Origin of the sequence: Enterobacter soli (genome assembly GCF_964208575.1) — a bacterium.
GTDB classification, from domain to species: domain Bacteria; phylum Pseudomonadota; class Gammaproteobacteria; order Enterobacterales; family Enterobacteriaceae; genus Enterobacter; species Enterobacter soli_A.
The window spans coordinates 83,007-101,626 of the sequence record NZ_CAXOFU010000013.1; the positions used below are offsets into that span (position 1 = coordinate 83,007).

The following is an 18,620-nucleotide window of genomic DNA, read 5'->3' on the forward strand; positions in this document are numbered from 1 at the left end:
GGTCATTACCCCTATCAATCTGTCATGAGGTTTCATGATGAGTAAAGTTAACCAAGCCGATATCGATCGGTTGATCGTCCTGGTGGGCGGGCGCGAAAACATTGCTACCGTCAGCCACTGCATTACCCGCCTGCGCTTTGTGCTTAACGATCCGGCTAAGGCCGATCCGAAGGCCATTGAAGAGCTGAAAATGGTGAAAGGCTGCTTCACCAACGCCGGACAGTTCCAGGTCGTTATCGGCACCGAAGTGGGCGATTACTATCAGGCTCTGCTGGCAACAACCGGGCATTCGTCTGCGGATAAAGAGCAGGCGAAGAAGGCCGCGCGCCAGAATATGAAGTGGCACGAACAGCTGATCTCCCACTTCGCGGAGATTTTCTTCCCGCTGCTGCCGGCGCTGATCAGCGGGGGCCTGATCTTAGGTTTCCGCAACGTTATCGGCGACGTGCCGATGAGCGACGGCAAAACCCTGGCGCAGATGTATCCCGCGCTGCAAAGCATCTACGATTTCCTGTGGCTGATTGGCGAAGCGATCTTCTTCTATCTGCCCGTCGGGATTTGCTGGTCGGCGGTGCGCAAAATGGGCGGTACGCCGATCCTGGGTATCGTGCTGGGCGTCACGCTGGTCTCTCCACAGTTAATGAACGCTTACTTACTTGGTCAGCAGGTGCCGGAAGTGTGGAACTTCGGCCTGTTTACCATCGCCAAAGTGGGCTATCAGGCGCAGGTCATTCCGGCGCTGCTGGCGGGCCTGGCGCTGGGCTTTATTGAAACGCGTCTGAAGCGCATCGTTCCTGACTACCTTTACCTGGTGGTGGTTCCGGTCTGCTCCCTGATTATCGCCGTGTTCCTTGCCCACGCCTTTATCGGCCCGTTCGGGCGCATGATTGGCGACGGCGTGGCCTTCGCGGTTCGCCACCTGATGACCGGCAGCTTCGCCCCGATTGGCGCCGCGCTGTTTGGCTTCCTGTACGCGCCGCTGGTGATCACCGGCGTTCACCAGACCACGCTGGCGATTGATATGCAGATGATCCAGAGCCTCGGCGGGACGCCGGTCTGGCCGATTATCGCCCTGTCGAACATTGCCCAGGCCTCTGCGGTAACCGGCATCATCATCGTCAGCCGCAAGCACAACGAGCGCGAAATCTCCGTTCCTGCGGCTATCTCGGCCTACCTCGGCGTGACCGAACCGGCGATGTACGGCATTAACCTGAAGTACCGCTTCCCGATGCTCTGCGCGATGATCGGTTCCGGCCTGGCGGGCCTGCTGTGCGGCCTGAACGGCGTGATGGCGAACGGGATTGGCGTCGGCGGGCTGCCGGGCATCCTCTCCATTCAGCCAAGCTTCTGGCAGGTGTTTGCGCTGGCAATGGCGGTAGCGATTATCGTCCCGATGGCGCTCACCACCGTGCTCTATCAGCGTAAGTTCCGTCAGGGAACGCTCCAGATTGTTTAACTCTCTTTTTCGGGGCGCAGTTGCGCCCCTTCGCATTTGCAGGAACTCACTATGAATACCCTCCCTCACTGGTGGCAAAACGGCGTCATTTACCAGATTTACCCTAAAAGCTTTCAGGACACGACAGGAAACGGCACGGGCGATTTACGCGGGGTAACGCAGCGCCTCGACTACCTGAAAACCCTCGGGATTGACGCCATCTGGCTGACGCCGTTCTATATTTCGCCGCAGGTCGATAACGGCTACGACGTGGCGAACTACACCGCCATCGACCCGGCTTACGGCACGCTGGACGACTTTGACGAGCTGGTGGCGCAGGCGCATTCACGCGGGATCCGCATCGTGCTCGACATGGTGTTCAACCATACCTCGACCCAGCACCCGTGGTTCCGCGAGTCGCTGAACAAAGACAGCCCGTATCGGCAGTTCTATATCTGGCGCGACGGCACGCCGGAGCAGCTTCCGAATCACTGGCGCTCTAAGTTTGGCGGCAACGCCTGGGGCTGGCACGCGGGCAGCGAACAGTATTATCTGCACCTCTTCGCCCCGGAGCAGGCGGATCTGAACTGGGAGAACCCGGACGTGCGCGCCGAGCTGAAAAAGGTGTGCGAGTTCTGGGCCGATCGCGGGGTGGACGGTTTACGCCTTGACGTGATCAACCTGATCTCCAAAGACCAGGACTTCCCGGAGGATACCGTTGGCGATGGCCGCCGCTTCTACACCGACGGGCCCCGCGTCCACGAATATTTGCAGGAGATGAGCCGCGACGTGTTCGCCCCGCGCGGCCTGATGACCGTCGGCGAAATGTCCTCGACGTCGCTGGAAAACTGCCAGCAGTACGCCGCGCTGGACGGACGCGAGCTGTCGATGACCTTTAACTTCCACCACCTGAAGGTGGACTACCCCGGCGGGGAGAAATGGACGAAGGCGAAGCCAGACTACGTGGCGCTGAAAACCCTGTTCAGCCACTGGCAGCAGGGGATGCACAACGTCGCCTGGAACGCGCTGTTCTGGTGTAACCACGACCAGCCGCGCATCGTGTCGCGCTTCGGCGACGAGGGCGAATACCGCGTTCCGTCCGCCAAAATGCTGGCGATGGTGCTGCACGGGATGCAGGGCACGCCGTATATCTATCAGGGCGAGGAGCTGGGCATGACCAACCCGCACTTCGGCCAGATAACCGACTATCGCGACGTCGAAAGCCTCAACATGTTCAACGAGCTGCGCGCCGCGGGCCGTGAGGCGGACGAGCTGCTGGCTATTCTGGCAAGCAAATCCCGCGACAATGGCCGCACGCCGATGCAGTGGGACGCCACGCCAAACGCGGGCTTTAGCGCCGGCGAGCCGTGGATTGCGGTCTGCGATAACTTCCCGCGCATTAACGCCAGCGCGGCGCTGAGCGATCCTGACTCCGTGTTTTACACCTACCAGTCGCTGATTGCGCTGCGCAAAACGCTGCCGGTGCTGACGTGGGGGGATTATCTGGATCTGCTGCCTGAGCATCCGGCGCTGTGGTGCTATCGTCGTCAGTGGCAGGGGCAGACCCTGATTGTGGCGGCGAACCTCAGCAACCAATGCCAGCAGTGGCAGCCAGACGCCCTCAGCGGCGAGTGGCAGGTTGTTATCACTAACTATGATGAAACCGCCAACGCGCCGCAGAGCATGACCCTGCGTCCGTTTGAGGCCGTCTGGTGGCTTCAGTCATAATCTTGCGCGCCGGGCGCAGCGATGCGCCCGGTTTACTTTACTGTTTTTGTTGAATAATTAATCAGAATTTTCCCGCCGGAATTTACACTTCGCTGTAGCGCCCGCCATTTGTACTCTCGTCTTTTTACTTTGTTCTGAATCAAAAAAATCGCAAACATGTTTGATGCAAATCACTATATGTAGCACTTAAAATGCACGCCGACCCAACATCTTGTATTTATCGTCTACTATTCCAACAACGACATGGCATCACAGCGTGCCGGAATTGTGGATAACAAGCGTCGGGAATAAGGGAAGTCTCTGGCCTGGCTGATGATTCGCCCGGTGAATACTTTTCCGCCTTTGTGGATAACCTGTTTTTAAAATGGAGCGAGCATGACACCGCATGTGATGAAACGAGATGGCTGTAAAGTGCCGTTTAAATCAGAGCGCATCAAAGAAGCTATTCTGCGTGCAGCTAAAGCAGCGGGAGTCGATGACGCAGATTATTGCGCCACCGTCGCAGAGATCGTCAGCAGCCAGATGAACGAACGCAGCCAGGTCGACATTAGCGAGATCCAGACCGCGGTTGAAAACCAGCTGATGTCTGGCCCGTACAAGCAGCTGGCGCGCGCGTACATTGAATATCGTCACGATCGCGACGTGCAGCGCGAGAAGCGCGGCCGTCTGAACCAGGATATTCGCGGCCTGGTGGAGCAGACCAACTCCGCGCTGCTCAACGAAAACGCCAACAAAGACAGCAAAGTTATCCCGACCCAGCGCGACCTGCTGGCGGGTATCGTGGCGAAACACTATGCCCGTCAGCACCTGCTGCCGCGCGACGTGGTGTCCGCGCACGAGCGCGGTGAAATTCACTATCACGATCTCGACTACTCGCCGTTCTTCCCGATGTTCAACTGCATGCTGATCGACCTGAAAGGCATGCTGACCCACGGCTTTAAGATGGGCAACGCCGAGATTGAACCGCCGAAGTCTATCTCTACCGCTACCGCGGTAACGGCGCAGATTATCGCCCAGGTTGCGAGCCACATTTACGGCGGCACCACCATCAACCGCATCGACGAGGTGCTGGCGCCGTTCGTCACCGCGAGCTTTAACAAGCATCGCCGCACTGCCGAAGAGTGGCAGATCCCGGACGCGGACGGCTACGCCCATTCCCGCACCGAGAAAGAGTGTTACGACGCCTTCCAGTCGCTGGAATATGAAGTGAACACGCTGCACACCGCCAACGGCCAGACGCCGTTTGTGACCTTCGGCTTTGGGCTGGGCACCAGCTGGGAATCGCGCCTGATCCAGCAGTCGATTCTGCGCAACCGCATCTCCGGCCTCGGCAAAAACCGCAAAACCGCGGTGTTCCCGAAGCTGGTGTTCGCTATCCGCGACGGCCTGAACCACAGGTTTGGCGATCCGAACTACGACATTAAACAGCTGGCGCTGGAGTGCGCGAGCAAGCGCATGTACCCGGACATCCTGAACTATGACCAGGTTGTGAAAGTGACCGGCTCGTTCAAAACCCCAATGGGCTGCCGCAGCTTCCTCGGCGTGTACGAAGATGAAAACGGCGAGCAGATCCACGACGGGCGTAACAACCTGGGCGTAATCAGCCTCAACCTGCCGCGCATCGCGCTTGAGGCCAAAGGCAATGAAGAGGCGTTCTGGACGCTGCTGGACGAGCGTTTGCTGCTGGCCCGTAAAGCGCTGATGACCCGCATCGCGCGTCTGGAAGGGGTGAAAGCCCGCGTTGCGCCAATCCTCTATATGGAAGGGGCCTGCGGCGTGCGTCTGAAAGCGGACGATGACGTGTCTGAGATCTTCAAAAACGGTCGCGCGTCGATTTCGCTGGGCTATATCGGCATTCATGAAACCATCAACGCGCTGTTTGGCGACGCGCATATGTATGACAGCGAAGCCCTGCGCGAGAAAGGCATCGCCATCGTTCAGCGTCTGCGCGACGCGGTTGACCAGTGGAAAGAGGAAACCGGCTACGGCTTTAGCCTGTACAGCACGCCAAGCGAGAACCTGTGCGACCGCTTCTGCCGCCTCGACACCGCCGAGTTCGGCGTGGTGGAAGGGGTGACCGACAAGGGCTATTACACCAACAGCTTCCACCTCGACGTGGAGAAGAAGGTGAACCCGTACGACAAGATCGACTTCGAAGCGGCCTACCCGCCTATCGCCAGCGGCGGCTTCATCTGCTACGGCGAGTACCCGAACATCCAGCACAACCTGAAAGCGCTGGAAGACGTGTGGGATTACAGCTATCAGCACGTGCCGTATTACGGCACCAACACGCCAATCGACGAGTGCTACGAGTGCGGGTTTACCGGTGAGTTTGAGTGCACCAGCAAAGGCTTCACCTGCCCGAAATGCGGTAACCACGATGCCGCCCGCGTGTCCGTAACCCGCCGCGTGTGCGGCTATCTCGGCAGCCCGGATGCCCGTCCGTTCAACGCCGGGAAGCAGGAGGAGGTTAAGCGCCGCGTGAAGCATCTGGGGAATGGGCAGATCGGGTAAGTTCTTTTCACAGCAAGAAAGTCAGGAGATCGCAGTATGAATACTTACGAGTTAATCAAAGATGCAATTCTGAATAAAAAGCAAATTACAGCTGTATATGATGGTTACTATCGCGAAATGTGTCCACATGCTTTAGGAACCAAAAATGGGAAACAGCAAGCATTGTTTTTCCAATTCGGTGGAGAAAGCAGTAAAGGAAAAATCGATCCTTCATCTCCTTATAATTGGCGTTGTTTAAGATTGGTGGATCTTGAAAATGTGCAAATTCGAGATGGAAAATGGTACACAGCAGATAATCACAGTAAAGCACAAACTTGTGTCGATCAGATCGACTACGAAGTTAATCTCTAAGTGAATTACCACCAATATTACCCCGTCGACATAGTCAACGGACCCGGTACAAGGTGCACCCTGTTTGTTTCAGGGTGCGTTCACGAATGCCCCGGCTGCTACAACAAAAGCACCTGGCGGCTGAACTCCGGCATGCCGTTCACCGACGAGATGGCCGACCGCATCATTAACGACCTCAACGACACGCGCATCGCGCGTCAGGGGATTTCGCTCTCAGGCGGCGATCCGCTGCATCCGCAAAACGTGCCGGAGATCCTCGCGCTGGTGAAACGCATTCGCCGCGAATGTGCAGGAAAAGATATCTGGATCTGGACGGGCTACAGGCTGGATGAGCTGAACGCGGCCCAGAGGGAAGTGGTGGATCTGATCAACGTGCTGGTCGACGGCAAGTTCGTGCAGGACTTAAAAGACCCGGCGCTGATCTGGCGCGGCAGCAGCAACCAGGTTGTGCATCATTTGCGGTAATCGCTACAGCCGTTTCGTGGCGTCCTCATAAACGGCTGATTTCTCACGTTTGCCAACAGCAATAACAAAGACGATCACCACCTCATCCCGCACCTGATAAACCAGCCGATAGCCAGAAGACCTCAGCTTGATTTTGTAGCAATCTGGCAGCCCGTGCAGGCGAGCCGCCTCAATCCTGGGATTGGACAACACGCCTGCCAGCTTCTTCTTAAACTGCGCTTTTAGCGTATCGCCAAGCTTATGCCACTCCTTGAACGCCCTGGGGTCAAATTCCAGTTCATAAGTCATCCAGATTGACCTTAATTCCCTTTTGTGGATTCGCCAGCCGCTCCCGGACTGTCTGAATCAGCGCGTCTTCGCTGTCGCTGATGGTGACGGTTTTCACCGGCATACGCCCCGTTTCAGCGACGTACTGAAACAGCAGACGTACTGCCTCGGTTGGCGTGATATTCAGTTTTTCCAGCACGGCATAAGCCTCGTTTTTGAGTTTGTCATCCAGACGGACGTTAAGCGTGGCCATTATGCCTCCGATAAAAATGATTGTGTAATGCAGTTTAGCATTACATTCGCATTACATCGAATTCTGGATAGCGCCTCTCAAAACCGACTCAAACTCTCCATCGCCACCGCCTTAAATTCTGCAAAATCCTCGCAGGCGCAGAGCCGCGTCATGGCGCGTTCGCGCAGGAAGGTGACGAAAATATCGTAGATCGCCATCGCCTCTTCGTATTCGCTTTTGCTGATGGCGAGCAGGAAAATGACGTGCGCGGTTTCGTCGCCCCACTGAATTCCCTGCGGGGCCAGCACCGTGTAAACCACCGTTTTTTGCGCCAGCAGTCCCAGGGAGTGCGGCAGGGCAATGCCGTCGCCGAGCATGGTGCTGACGATGGCTTCACGCTCGACGACCGATTCCAGAAACTCGGCGCCGACGAAGCCTTCGCGCTCAAGCTGTTCGCACAGCTCGCGGAACAGGGTTTGCTGGTCGACGGGCCTGTCGATAATGCGGAAATGGGCGGCGTCGAAGTACTTGTCCAGCATCCACGGACGGGTGCGATCCACCAGCACCAGCTTGCCGATCTGCTCCAGCTGATAGTCGGTCGGGAACGGGGCAATCATCACCACCGGCTTCGCCTTCTCGCTGATGCGGGCGGTGGAGATCACAAAGTCTTCGCTGATGGATTCCGCCAGCTCGTATTCGCGCAGCGTCAGGGTGCGCGTCACCTCAATCTGCGGGTATTTGCGCTGCAACACCGCCTCGATCATGCGTACCATGGCGTTACCGGCGTCGCACACCAGCAGCACGTGCGGCTGGCGCTGGTAGCCGATGTTGTAGTGGCGCTCCAGCCCGACGCCAATGTGCAGCACCAGGAAGCCAATCTCGTTTTCGCTGATCACGTAAGGCGTGTATTTGCCCCAGCTCGATACTGCTGCCAGGGTCATGTCCCACGCCATCGGGTAGTGCTGCTTGATGTTATCCAGCAGCGGATTGGGGATCATGATCTGATAGCGCACGCGGGTGATCATGGTTTTGATGTGGGTGAGCAGATCCGCGTGCAGCTGCTCGTCGCTGAGCAGGTTGTAGTTATAGTGGGTATTGATGTAGCGCAGGATGTAATTGACCAGCGCCTCGTCGTCGTCGGCGTTGATGGCGCTCGGGGCGATCTCCTGGATCTGCCGCGCGGCAATGTGGACGCACAGCCAGCTCTCCTCGGAGGGAGAAAGCGTTTTCCCGGCCAGATGCTGAATAGACACCGCGATATCCTTCGCCGCGTCGCGCACGTTCTCTTCCACATCCTCCGCGTGGAATTCCGGCAGCGGGTAGCCCTCGCTGATGCGGCGCACCGACACCGCGCAGTACAGGCGCAGGAACAGCTCCCCTTCGTCGGTCAGGCGAATGTGGTGGCGGGTCAGGGCATCGTGCAGCACCGTCGCCATCTGCTCGGGCACGCCCGCGTTGAGCGCCACTTCGGTGACCAGCGGGTTGAGGCTGTCCTGCTGCGCCAGCTCCCAGAGCAGATCCGTCAGGCACGCGCGGGTCGCCATCTCGCTGCCAAACAGCTTCATGCCGTGGCGCGGACGGGTTTCCAGCGTCAGGTTGTAGCGATGGAACCACTCGCGCACTTCCACCATGTCGCTTTGCAGCGTGGCGCGGCTCACGAACCACTCGTCCGCCAGATCTTCCAGCTTCAGCGAAAACGCCGAGGTCAGAAAGCGCACCACCAGATAATGCACGCGCTCCGGCCCCGTGCGGGGAATGCGCAGCGCGCGCGGGTGAGAGTCCTGCAGCGCCTGATAGCGCGCCGCGTCGTCAATCTTGAGCTGATAGCCGTTGCCGCGGCTCAGAATAAACTGTGCGCCGTGGCCTGCCAGCAGCGCATTCAGCGCGGTGATATCAGCACGAACGGTACGCGTGGACACCGATAATCGCTGCGCCAGCTCGTCCTGCGGCAGCGTTTCGTTTTGCAACAGATCGAAAAGTTGCGCTAAACGTTGGTTCGGAAATCGCACGTCGTTGTCCTCTTACTGCTCAGGGTGTAGTTGAAATGACCATCTGGGATGGGCTGCCGACTGCCGTATAGCCCGGCTCAAAGCTCAGCTTGCCGTCCTGCCCGACGCGAAAGCGGGTGATGTTATCGCTGCGCTGGTTCATGACGTACAGCCAGCGCCCCTGCTTATCGAGCGTCAGGGTGCGCGGGTAATCGCCGCGCGTCCAGACGTCGTCCTGATGCGTCAGGGTGCCATCCGCTGTTACGGTAAAGTGCCCGATGCTGTTATGCAAACGATTAGCTACGTACAGCTGCTTTCCATCGGCGCTGAGCACCAGCCCGGCGGCAAAACTGGTGCCTTTGTAATCAGCGGGCAGCGAAGAGAGGGTTTTGCCCTCTTTCAGCCTGCCGTTGGCATCAAGCGCGTAGTGCGTCAGGGTCGACGCCTCTTCGTTGATCAGCCACAGGGCATCCCCTTTCGGCGTGAAGACAAAGTGGCGCGGGCCCGCCCCCTTCGACGACGCACTGATAAACGGCGGATCGTTCGGGGTGAGCTTTCCGCTTAGATCGTCAAAACGGTACTGGTAGATGCGATCCAGCCCCAGATCGGTAGAAAATACGTATTTCCCGCTCGGATCGGCGGCGATCATGTGCGCATGGGGGCCATTATGATCGCTGATGGCAAAGCTCCCCTCGGCGGCCGCTTCCGGTTTTGCCGCGCCGGGTTCGCCCTGATCCTGACGGGTGTCCGTGGCGTCACCCAGGCTGCCGTCGGCCTTAACCGGCAGCACTGCGATCGAGCCGCTGACGTAGTTCGCCACCAGCAGGTGCTGGCCGTTCGGCGTCAGCGAAAGATACACCGGGCCCGCGCCGCCGGAGGACACCTGGTTGAGCTCGGTCAGCTCACCGCCGTCGCCCACGCGCAGCGCCTGCACCACGCCCTGCTCTGCTTCGCTGGCCAGATACAGCGTTTTGCCGTCGCTGGAGACCGTGAGCTGTGCGGCATTCGGGAGCTTGCTGACCAGGGTTTTATGGTCGAGCGCGCCGGTTTGCGGGTCAACGGTAAAGCGGTAAAGCCCTTCGCCGTTAGGATTGTAGGTCCCCACCCAGGCATAGTGCGTCTGGGCGACAGCGGCGGTAGCGAGCAGTGAGAGTGAAGCGACGAGCAGGTTACGGGTGTGCATGGCGGCTCCTTTGGGAATGTGCGGTTTGTTTCCCCTCACCCCAGCCCTCTCCCAAAGGGAGAGGGGGTAAAGGTTCCCTCTCCCTTTGGGAGAGGGTTTGGGTGAGGAGCTGTTTTACTTAACCAACTTCTTCGTCATCGCCAGTAGGGTGCGAACATCGTCCGGACGCGTGTCGCCGCTGGCTTTGTCGATAATCGAGCTGTAGATATGCGGGATGATTTTGCTCACGCCAGCGTCCAGCGCAATCTGCAAAATCTCCTCGTAGTTTTCCAGGTCGATCCCCCCGGTCGGCTCCAGCCAGAAGTCGTGACGCGCGCAGGCTTCCGCCACCGCTTTGTACTCGTCACGGCACTTGAGGCCGCCCATCGGGAAGTATTTGATGGAGCTGCCGCCGAAATCTTTCAGCAGGGCAATCGCCGTTTCAACCGGGACGATGCCGTCCGGCGCGTTGCTGCTCAGCGGGCCGGTGGAGATTTTGACCATGCCCACGGTGCCGGTCGGGGAGACCAGACCGTTGACCACGGACATGCTCTGCCCCAGCAGGGCACGGCTGGTGGCCACGCCGGTGAAGACCTGGTTGACGTGCTGCGGCTGCACCTGACGGGAGATCTCGCTCACCATCGCCGACTGGTTCGGGTCGCCCGCGCCCAGGCCAACGGACAGGGCGTTATCGATCAGCGCTGCATATTCGCGCATATCCGCCACGGCGCTTGCCACATCCGGGTAATTTTTGGAGAGCACGCCCACCAGAACATGACCTTCCGCCGCTTCGTAAATGGCGCTGGCGTTGGCTTTTGAGCCCGCCAGCACGTTCAGGCACACGCGGTCACGGTAAAAATTGGGGGTCAGTTTCATGCTTTTTTCTCCTGTCCTAATACTTCGCTAATGCGGCGGTACACGATGTTCAGCTGGTCAGCCGTCACGCTGCGCACGTCCGCTTCGATAATCCCTTCATTGGCCTTGTAGCCGCGGAAGTAAATGGCGTATTCGCCCTGCTTCAGCTTCGCCACCAGATCGCCGGTGCCGACGCCGGTGGTGGCTTCGTCAAACTTGATCTCAGTTCGCGCGATGTCGCGACCCGCGCTGTCCCAGACCACGCGCGCCGTTACGCCGTTCAGGGTGTTGAGGGCGTCGATGAACGGGGTCATTTTCGCCACCATCTCCGCGCCGCTCTCTTTGGTTGCCGTCAGGTAATGTTCAATGGCGCAGGTCAGGCCGAGAATGCCCTCTTTGCCGACCTTCATGGCGCGGCCGATGCCCGCCGTCTGGCGCTTCACCCACTCAACGTACTGGGTTTTGCCGATCACCAGCCCGCTGGTTGGGCCTTCGATCGCCTTCGCGCCGCTGTAGATCACCAGATCCGCACCGGAGCGGTAGTACGCGTGCAGATCTTCTTCCGCTGCGGCATCGACGATCAGCGGCAGATCGTGCTTGCGCGCCACGACCGCGGCCTGCTCAACGCTGAGCATGCTTTTCTGCACGCAGTGGTGAGATTTGATGTAGAGGATCGCCGCGGTGCGCGGGGTGATCGCCGCCGCCAGCTGATCGGCAGAGCATTCGTTGGCGTAGCCCGCTTCCACCAGCCTGCCGCCGCCCAGCGCCACCATGGTGCCAACCGGTGCGCCAAAGTTAACGTTGTGGCCTTTCGGCAGCACGATCTCGTTGTTCTCGATCGGGGTGACGTGCAGTTTTTCCAGCAGCCAGTCGCTGTCTTTCACCAGCACCGCCGCCACGGACTGCGCAATGCCCGCCGATGCGCAGGAGACAACCGTCGCCCCTTCCACATCCAGCAGTTTTGCGATGTATTCGCCGGTTTTGTTCACCAGATCTTTGATCTCAAAGTACTGGTTCATGCCTTCCATCGCCGCCTGCACCACTTCCGGGCGCGGCGTGGAGACACCCAGCGCCGTCATGCGGCCAGAGGTGTTGATAACCTGCTTTAAGTTGTACTTCTCAAAAATTGAAGGCATGTTCCGTGCTCCCTTGTTCGGTCATGTAGCCCTTGCCCGCGCGGATCGCGGCAAGCGGCACCAGAATGTGTTCAGCCTGCAGGCTGTCGTTTTCGGCATCCGTTAATACCGTCGGCTGGGGCTTGACGGTGAACAGCGTCAGGTCAGCGTCCAGACCCGGCTGGATGCGCCCTTTGCGCGTCAGGCGCAGGCCGTCGGCGGCGTTCGCGGTCACGCACTCGATCACCTGCGGCAGCGACATGCCGATGGCGAGGAATTTCGACATCACGCTCGCCAGCGACCCGACCGGGCCGTTGATGCGGTTGCGGCAGTAGATGTCCGAGCTGATGGTGTGCGGCAGAATGCCCATCGCGATGGCGCGTTTCGCCACTTCGAAGCTGAAGCTCGCCGTCCCGTGGCCCACGTCAAGGCGCACGCCGCGCTTGAGTGCGGAAGTGATGGACGCGCGCAGCTCGCCGGACGGCGTCAGAATGCGGTTCGGCTTGCCGTTGTAGCAGTGGGTAATGATGTCACCGGAGCTCAGCAGCTCGGCGATTTCGTCGAGGTTCGGCGGGTTGTTGCCAATGTGTACCATCAGCGGCAGGTCGCCGTTCTCTTTCTGAATCGCTTTCGCGCGTTCCAGCGGCGTAATGCCGTTTTCGCCGACCACGCTGCTGCTCATGCGCGCCTTCAGGCCGACGATAAAATCAGGGTGGCGTTTCACCGCCTGCTTCACCGCGTCGGCGTCGATGTTGGCCATGTTCGCCAGCTCGTTCTGGGCAATCAGCCCCACGCGGGAGATGTTCAGTAAGGCAAAAACGTCCGTGGAAGCTTTGCGGGTGATCTCAAAGAAATCGTCCACGTCGTCCGCCCCGGTGCTGCCTGCGTCCACCACCGAGGTGACGCCCGTGGCAATGCCCACGCTGTCCGGCTCGTCGTGGTAAATCGGGGAGTTCGGGTAGCAGTGAACGTGTGAGTCAATCCAGCCTGCGCTGACGAACACTTCGCCGTTCAGCTCAACCGTTTTGTGGGCGGGGGCGTTAATCTCGCCAAGCGCCGCGATTTTCCCGTCCTGAATGGCGATATCGGTCAGGGTATCGTCGGTAAGGCGCGCACGGCGCAGGAGTAAATCAAACATGGGGTTCTCCTGATAAGACGGGCGCCGGAGCGCCCGCAGGTATTAAAGAGCGACCGGGAACAGCCAGCCCAACAGCATTGCACCGAGGATGGCACCGCCGGTGATCGGCTTCTGCCAGATGTAGAACAGCAGCGCGCCCAGCAGGGAGCCAACGCCGATAGGGATAGAGGCGGTCATGGCGCTGAGGATAATCAACGGCCCGAGGAAACGACCGGAGGCGTTACCCGCGCCCATCATCACGTCTGCACCGTAGGTGGAGTTGCTCTGATTGATGGTGAACTTACGCGCCAGGATGATGACGTAACCAATTGCCAGGCCAATCACCAGGCCGGTAATCAGCGAGGCAATAAAGTTGGTCACCGGGAACATGATGCCCGCGCCCAGCAGCAGCGCCGGAACGCCGAGGCCCACGCCGGTCTGGATCGCACCGCCGATATCAAGGATCCCGACCAGGGAACCTTCGATGATACGGGCGAACAGGAAGCTTGCGCCGAACGCCGCCACCGCGCCGTATACGCCGGTATCAATCCCGGCCTTCAGCATCGCCACGAAGGCCACTTCGTTGAACGCGCCGATGCCGTAGAGGTAGTACATGTGCGTCCCGGCGAACACGCCGGAGGAGAGCAGGCCAACGAAGATCGGGAACGACCAGTCGGCATACCAAAAACCTTTATTCTGTTCCATTTAGAGGCTCCTGTTATTTACCGCTGAGCGAGTTGTGAATCATGTCGAGCCAGTTCGGCACGGTCAGATGGAAGGATTCGATCATCTTCATGTCAAAGCCGCGGAAGAAGCCGCTCAGAACGAACAGCGCAACAATCGCCGCCATCATCACCTTGGTCACGTGGTTCCAGCCGCTCTCTTCAACGCCTTTACCAATCAGAATACCCAGTACCAGACCCGGTACGGCGTTACCCATGATCAGCTGCGCCGCGCCGCCAAATACGGTCGCCCAGAAGCCGGATTTTTTGCCCGCGTCGATGGCCGCCAGCCAGAAGATCACCGGCATTACGGTGTTTACCAGCAGGTTAGCCGCAGGCACCAGCACCTTCACGGCGGTGACCTGAAGCGCCGCCGGAACGGACGAGGCGGTAAGGTTAAGGAAAGTGACGACAATCATGCCGATCAGGCCGCAGGCAATCGCCATTTTGCGGGGATCGTGAAGGGTTTCGCCGACGTTGCGGTTTTTGATCATCAGCGCCGCCGCGCCCCAGTTCGGGATGATGCGGTGGTCAACGTCCTGCGTGAATGCACCTGCTGCGACGGAAGAGGCCCAGGCGTTAAAGAAGAAGCCTAACCCAAAGGAGAAGTGAGAAGCCGGATCCCCTTCACAGGAGTTCAGTTCCCCCAACGTACGAAACGCGCCCATACCCTGAGTGGTAGGCGCATGAAACATGCGTGCAGCCCCGGCTCCCACACCGACGCCAACCAGGCCGCCAATGATGAGCGATTTTATTAATATAATTAAGAACATCAGTCTGCCCTTTTATGAATAATCAGCGTTGCGTGACAAAGTCCACCTGGTCGAGATTGATGGCGGTCACGTTGACGGTCACATCCAGCTCCACGCTGTAGGTGCGTCTTTCCCGGCGCAAAAAGAAGAACAGAAAAGCTTCTTTACGCACCGCTTCTTGCGCCTGAACGACCTGCACATCCTGTGGCTCAATACGCAGTAAGATATGCGGTGAAGATTTCATCACCGCGGCCTGAACGTGGTTGAGTGCGTCGGCAAAGGCGCGCGCTTTGGCGTCGCCTTTCCCTTTGACTCTCACCGTGGTTGTGAACTGTTCTTTCATGCTTACGCGCCGTGCTTCTTCTGCCACGCCTGCACCAGACGCTCGCCCAGCTCTTCTTTATCCATAAAGCCAAAGCCCAGCACGTTGCAGCCTTCGTTGATGGCGGTCACGCCTTCGTCCACAGAGCGCATGCCGTATTTCGCTTTGTAGCCATATTTGGTTTGGGCGGTGATAGCACCCGCGCCGCCGCTGCCGCAGAAAGAGATGCCGAAGGTGGCGTTTTCCGCTTTCATCACGTCACCGAGCTTCATATCCGCTGCCACGCCTGGCACGACAACCGCGCGTCCACCTGCTTTCTCTACGCCTGCCGCCACTTTCTGGCCTTTACCCAGGCGATCGCCAATCACGACTGTAATCTGTTCCATGTGTTGCTCCTTAAAGGTTGTCTTTCGCGACTTCGAAGTGAACCGAGAGCAGCCAGGCTTCTTCATCAGGAAGGTTGCCAAACTGCGCCACCACTTCGCGTGCCAGCCGCATTGAATCGGGTGAAATTTCGTCGAACAGCTCTGCTTCCACTTCCGGCAGCGGCTCGCCGGTCACCGACCGGTGCGCCATTGCGCGAACGTGTGACGTCAGCATCTGCTCCTGTACTGCGTTGGGGATGATGTCGTGCCGGGCCAGCAGGGCATAAACCTGCTTAAGCATGGTGTTAGCGAGCTGCTCTGTTTGCACCGCCTGGTCTCCAACGTCGTTCATTACCGCTCCGTTAATCACTCGTCTTACCCCGTTAATGTCTCTGGGTTAAAACTAACGTTGGCGGTGGATTGTTTGTAGCGAGTTGTTTTCCACTTCGAAGTGGAAAGGAGAGCGGCGGCAGTGATCTGTGCCACATAAATGCGCTGAATAACGACATTTCGCTGGTTTTACGTGATGAATGTCACGCAATGCGTTGGTAAATCGGCGGGGAGGAAAGGAATAGAACAGGTAAAGGATTCGCAGAAATGTGACCGCGATAGGGTTTACTTATTACGTCGCATAAAAAAAGCGAGGACATAACGCCCTCGCCCTGGATGTTGTGCAGACGCGCAGTCTGTTAGCGGTATTTCTGGTGATAGGTGTTGCGGGTGGTCGCGAACTGCTCGGCGTCCGCTTTCGCCTCTTTCACTTTGCCGTCGTTCACCAGCTTGAGCGCGTTATCAATCTGGCCCACCAGCACGTCAAAGCCGTGGCGGTAGTCTTTCATTTCCGGGCTGTCAGGCGCTTTGTTTTCCAGCTTCGGCGGCGTGGCTTTTTGTGCATCCAGCGCGGCGACACGCATTTTGGTCAAGGCGTCTTTCATTTCCGCCGCATCGTTTGTCTTCTGAACGACCTTCAGATTTTCGCTGAGGGTATCCATGTCGTCTGCAAGATCGGCGGCGAACGCAGAAGAGCCAAGAACCAGCGTTGAAGCTGCGACGATCGCTAACAGGTGTTTACGCATTGCTCACTTCCTTTTTTATTATGTAACGCTTTAACGGGTATTACTGGCCGGCGATTTTCATCTCCGGGAGTAACACAGAACCACACTGTATATTGCTACGCGTTTCAATATCGTTACCGACCGTAACGATGTTGCTCCACATCTCTTTCAGGTTTCCGGCGATAGTGATTTCGCTCACCGGATACTGGATTTCGCCGTTCTCGACCCAGAAGCCCGCCGCGCCGCGGGAGTAGTCCCCGGTGATGCCGCTCACGCCCTGGCCCATAAGCTCGGTCACCACCAGGCCGGTGCCCATCTCTTTAAGCATCTGCTCAAAGCTCAGGCCCTGCCCCGGGATGCGCCAGTTGTGGATGCCGCCCGCGTGCCCGGTGCTCTTCAGCCCCAGCTTGCGTGCGGAGTAGTTGGTCAGCAGCCACTGGGTCAGGATGCCGTCTTTGACGATATCGCGACGCTCGGTGCGCACCCCCTCACTGTCGAACGGCGTGGAGGCCAGCCCTTTCAGCAGGTGCGGATGCTCTTCGATGGTCAGCCACTCGGGCAGGATCTGCTTGCCGAGGGAGTCCAGCAGGAAGGTGGATTTACGGTACACCGCACCGCCCGCAATCGCGCCCACCAGATGCCCAAACAGGCCAGTTGCCACTTCGTTGGCGAAGATAACCGGGGCTTTCATGGTGGAGAGTTTGCGCGGCGCCAGGCGCGACAGGGTGCGCTTCGCACACTCGGCGCCGACCCACTCGGGAGACTGTAAATCACCGAGCGCGCGCCCGATGGTGTAGGCGTAATCGCGCTCCATGTCGCCGTTTTCTTCGGCAATCACGCAGCTGGAGAGGGAATGGCGGGTCGAGCAGTAGCCCTGCAGCATGCCGTGGCTGTTGCCGAACACTTTAATGCCGTAGTGGCTGTTAAAGCTGCCGCCTTCAGTATTGGTGATGCGTTTGTCCGCCTGTAAAGAGGCCTGCTCCGCACGCGCCGCCAGCTCGATGGCTTCGTCCGGGGTCACTTCTGCCGGATGGAACAGGTCGAGATCCGGGGCGTCGAACGCCAGCAGCTCTTTGTCCGCCACGCCTGCGTAAGGATCGGGAGAGGTATAGCGGGCGATATCCAGCGCGGCCTGCACCGTGCGGGCAATGGCATCCGGGCTGAGATCGGTGGATGACGCGCTGCCTTTGCGGTTCTGGTGATACACCGTGATCCCGAGTGCGCCATCGCTGTTAAATTCAACATTTTCCACTTCGCCGTAGCGGGTACTCACGCTAATGCCGGTGGTTTTGCTGACCGCCACTTCGGCGCCATCTGATTTCCCTGAAGCCAGCGTCAGCGCTGTGGAGACCGCTTCTTCCAGAATCTTACGCTGCGCTTCAACTTGTGAGGTTACTTTCATCGCAAATGCCATACTGTAAGAGAGAGTTAAGTGAAGTCTATCAGAGAACCGTTTTTCAGTGCGCATCTTAACTGGTAACATTAGCCTCTTTTTTTAAGGAGCCTGACATGACTAAGCAGCCCGAAGACTGGCTCGACGACGTTCCCGGTGATGACATCGAAGACGAAGATGATGAGATCATCTGGGTCAGTAAAAGTGAAATTAAACGCGACGCCGAAGAGTTAAAACAGCTTGGCGCGGAAATGGTAGAACTGGGTAAAAACGCGCTGGACAAGATCCCGCTCGACCAGGATCTGCGCGATGCCATTGAACTGGCACAGAAAATCAAAAAAGAAGGTCGTCGCCGTCAGCTTCAGCTGATCGGTAAAATGCTGCGCCAGCGCGATGTCGATCCGATTCGCCAGGCGCTGGACAAGCTGAAAAACCGTCACAACCAGCAGGTTGCGCTGTTCCACAAGCTTGAGCAGATCCGCGATCGCCTGATTGATAATGGTGATGATGCTCTGGCAGAGGTGCTGAACCTGTGGCCGGACGCCGACCGCCAGCAGCTGCGCACGCTTGTTCGTAACGCCAAGAAAGAGAAAGAAGGGAATAAGCCGCCGAAGTCTGCGCGTCTGATCTTCCAGTTATTACGCGAACTGGCGGAAGCCGAGTAATTAAATAATACGCAGGCTTGCCCTGCGTATTATTCCTCCGTTTTACCTCTTATCAATCACGTCATTTATATTCCTACCGCAATAACATAATTAATCTCAATTCATCATTGTTGAAGC

General features: G+C 58.3%; 20 protein-coding genes. 6 read left to right on the forward strand and 14 right to left on the reverse strand.

What is annotated here, in order from left to right; translation table 11 throughout:
* Positions 1-37 precede the first annotated feature (37 nt).
* The 5 genes from treB to nrdG all read left to right on the forward strand — a co-directional run bounded on the left by treB (position 38) and on the right by nrdG (position 6,493).
* Entirely contained in the window at positions 38-1,456 is a 1,419-nt protein-coding gene (treB, locus tag AB6V08_RS14625; RefSeq protein ID WP_368543577.1) for a PTS trehalose transporter subunit IIBC, read from the forward strand.
* A gap of 51 nt (positions 1,457-1,507) precedes the next feature.
* Positions 1,508-3,163: an alpha,alpha-phosphotrehalase gene (gene treC / locus AB6V08_RS14630; protein ID WP_368543578.1), complete on the forward strand. Its 1,656-nt coding sequence runs from the start codon at positions 1,508-1,510 to the stop codon at positions 3,161-3,163.
* A 375-nt stretch (positions 3,164-3,538) separates the two neighbouring features.
* The gene (gene nrdD / locus AB6V08_RS14635; RefSeq protein ID WP_368543579.1) at positions 3,539-5,677 is read left to right on the forward strand and encodes an anaerobic ribonucleoside-triphosphate reductase; all 2,139 of its coding nucleotides are present in this window, start codon (positions 3,539-3,541) and stop codon (positions 5,675-5,677) included.
* 36 nt (positions 5,678-5,713) lie between these two features.
* A complete protein-coding gene (locus AB6V08_RS14640) occupies positions 5,714-6,028 on the forward strand; it encodes a hypothetical protein (protein WP_368543580.1) in 315 nt (104 codons plus the stop codon).
* Positions 6,029-6,493, forward strand: a complete 465-nt coding sequence (gene nrdG, locus AB6V08_RS14645; RefSeq protein WP_368543581.1) for an anaerobic ribonucleoside-triphosphate reductase-activating protein — start codon at positions 6,029-6,031, stop codon at positions 6,491-6,493.
* Positions 6,494-6,496: 3 nt separating this feature from the next.
* On the opposite strand, the gene AB6V08_RS14650 is transcribed toward nrdG, so the two are convergent.
* The 14 genes from AB6V08_RS14650 to pmbA form a co-directional block, all read right to left on the reverse strand.
* The gene (locus AB6V08_RS14650; protein ID WP_368543582.1) at positions 6,497-6,781 is read right to left on the reverse strand and encodes a type II toxin-antitoxin system RelE/ParE family toxin; all 285 of its coding nucleotides are present in this window, start codon (positions 6,779-6,781) and stop codon (positions 6,497-6,499) included.
* Positions 6,771-7,013 carry a type II toxin-antitoxin system RelB/DinJ family antitoxin gene (locus AB6V08_RS14655; RefSeq protein WP_368543583.1) on the reverse strand — a complete coding sequence of 81 codons (243 nt, stop codon included), beginning with the start codon at positions 7,011-7,013 and terminating at the stop codon, positions 6,771-6,773. The genes AB6V08_RS14650 and AB6V08_RS14655 overlap by 11 nt, the downstream gene beginning before the upstream one ends.
* A gap of 77 nt (positions 7,014-7,090) precedes the next feature.
* A complete protein-coding gene (locus AB6V08_RS14660) occupies positions 7,091-9,001 on the reverse strand; it encodes a transcription antiterminator (protein ID WP_368543584.1) in 1,911 nt (636 codons plus the stop codon).
* A 19-nt stretch (positions 9,002-9,020) separates the two neighbouring features.
* Positions 9,021-10,163: a lactonase family protein gene (locus AB6V08_RS14665; RefSeq protein ID WP_368543585.1), complete on the reverse strand. Its 1,143-nt coding sequence runs from the start codon at positions 10,161-10,163 to the stop codon at positions 9,021-9,023.
* Positions 10,164-10,277: 114 nt separating this feature from the next.
* Positions 10,278-11,018 carry a 2-dehydro-3-deoxy-phosphogluconate aldolase gene (gene dagF, locus AB6V08_RS14670; protein ID WP_368543586.1) on the reverse strand — a complete coding sequence of 247 codons (741 nt, stop codon included), beginning with the start codon at positions 11,016-11,018 and terminating at the stop codon, positions 10,278-10,280.
* Positions 11,015-12,133, reverse strand: coding sequence for a DgaE family pyridoxal phosphate-dependent ammonia lyase (locus tag AB6V08_RS14675; protein ID WP_368543587.1), 1,119 nt, complete (start codon positions 12,131-12,133; stop codon positions 11,015-11,017). Before AB6V08_RS14675 ends, dagF begins: the two co-directional genes overlap by 4 nt.
* Positions 12,117-13,250 carry an amidohydrolase/deacetylase family metallohydrolase gene (locus AB6V08_RS14680; RefSeq protein WP_368543588.1) on the reverse strand — a complete coding sequence of 378 codons (1,134 nt, stop codon included), beginning with the start codon at positions 13,248-13,250 and terminating at the stop codon, positions 12,117-12,119. Before AB6V08_RS14680 ends, AB6V08_RS14675 begins: the two co-directional genes overlap by 17 nt.
* 42 nt (positions 13,251-13,292) lie before the next feature.
* A complete protein-coding gene (locus AB6V08_RS14685; protein ID WP_260660326.1) occupies positions 13,293-13,934 on the reverse strand; it encodes a DUF4310 family protein in 642 nt (213 codons plus the stop codon).
* A gap of 13 nt (positions 13,935-13,947) precedes the next feature.
* Positions 13,948-14,724, reverse strand: a complete 777-nt coding sequence (locus tag AB6V08_RS14690; RefSeq protein WP_368543589.1) for a DUF4311 domain-containing protein — start codon at positions 14,722-14,724, stop codon at positions 13,948-13,950.
* A gap of 22 nt (positions 14,725-14,746) precedes the next feature.
* On the reverse strand, positions 14,747-15,046 hold the full coding sequence (locus AB6V08_RS14695) for a DUF4312 family protein (protein ID WP_063926351.1): 300 nt from the start codon (positions 15,044-15,046) through the stop codon (positions 14,747-14,749).
* 2 nt (positions 15,047-15,048) lie between these two features.
* Positions 15,049-15,411, reverse strand: a complete 363-nt coding sequence (locus AB6V08_RS14700) for an SFCGS family glycine-rich protein (RefSeq protein ID WP_003830384.1) — start codon at positions 15,409-15,411, stop codon at positions 15,049-15,051.
* A 10-nt stretch (positions 15,412-15,421) separates the two neighbouring features.
* Positions 15,422-15,760: a glycine dehydrogenase gene (locus tag AB6V08_RS14705; RefSeq protein WP_368543590.1), complete on the reverse strand. Its 339-nt coding sequence runs from the start codon at positions 15,758-15,760 to the stop codon at positions 15,422-15,424.
* A 319-nt stretch (positions 15,761-16,079) separates the two neighbouring features.
* Positions 16,080-16,466: a cytochrome b562 gene (cybC, locus tag AB6V08_RS14710; protein ID WP_368543591.1), complete on the reverse strand. Its 387-nt coding sequence runs from the start codon at positions 16,464-16,466 to the stop codon at positions 16,080-16,082.
* A 40-nt stretch (positions 16,467-16,506) separates the two neighbouring features.
* Positions 16,507-17,859: a metalloprotease PmbA gene (gene pmbA, locus AB6V08_RS14715; protein ID WP_368543592.1), complete on the reverse strand. Its 1,353-nt coding sequence runs from the start codon at positions 17,857-17,859 to the stop codon at positions 16,507-16,509.
* A 95-nt stretch (positions 17,860-17,954) separates the two neighbouring features.
* On the opposite strand from pmbA, the gene yjgA reads away from it, so the two are divergent.
* Positions 17,955-18,503, forward strand: coding sequence for a ribosome biogenesis factor YjgA (gene yjgA, locus AB6V08_RS14720; protein ID WP_368543593.1), 549 nt, complete (start codon positions 17,955-17,957; stop codon positions 18,501-18,503).
* The last annotated feature ends 117 nt before the right edge of the window (positions 18,504-18,620 follow it).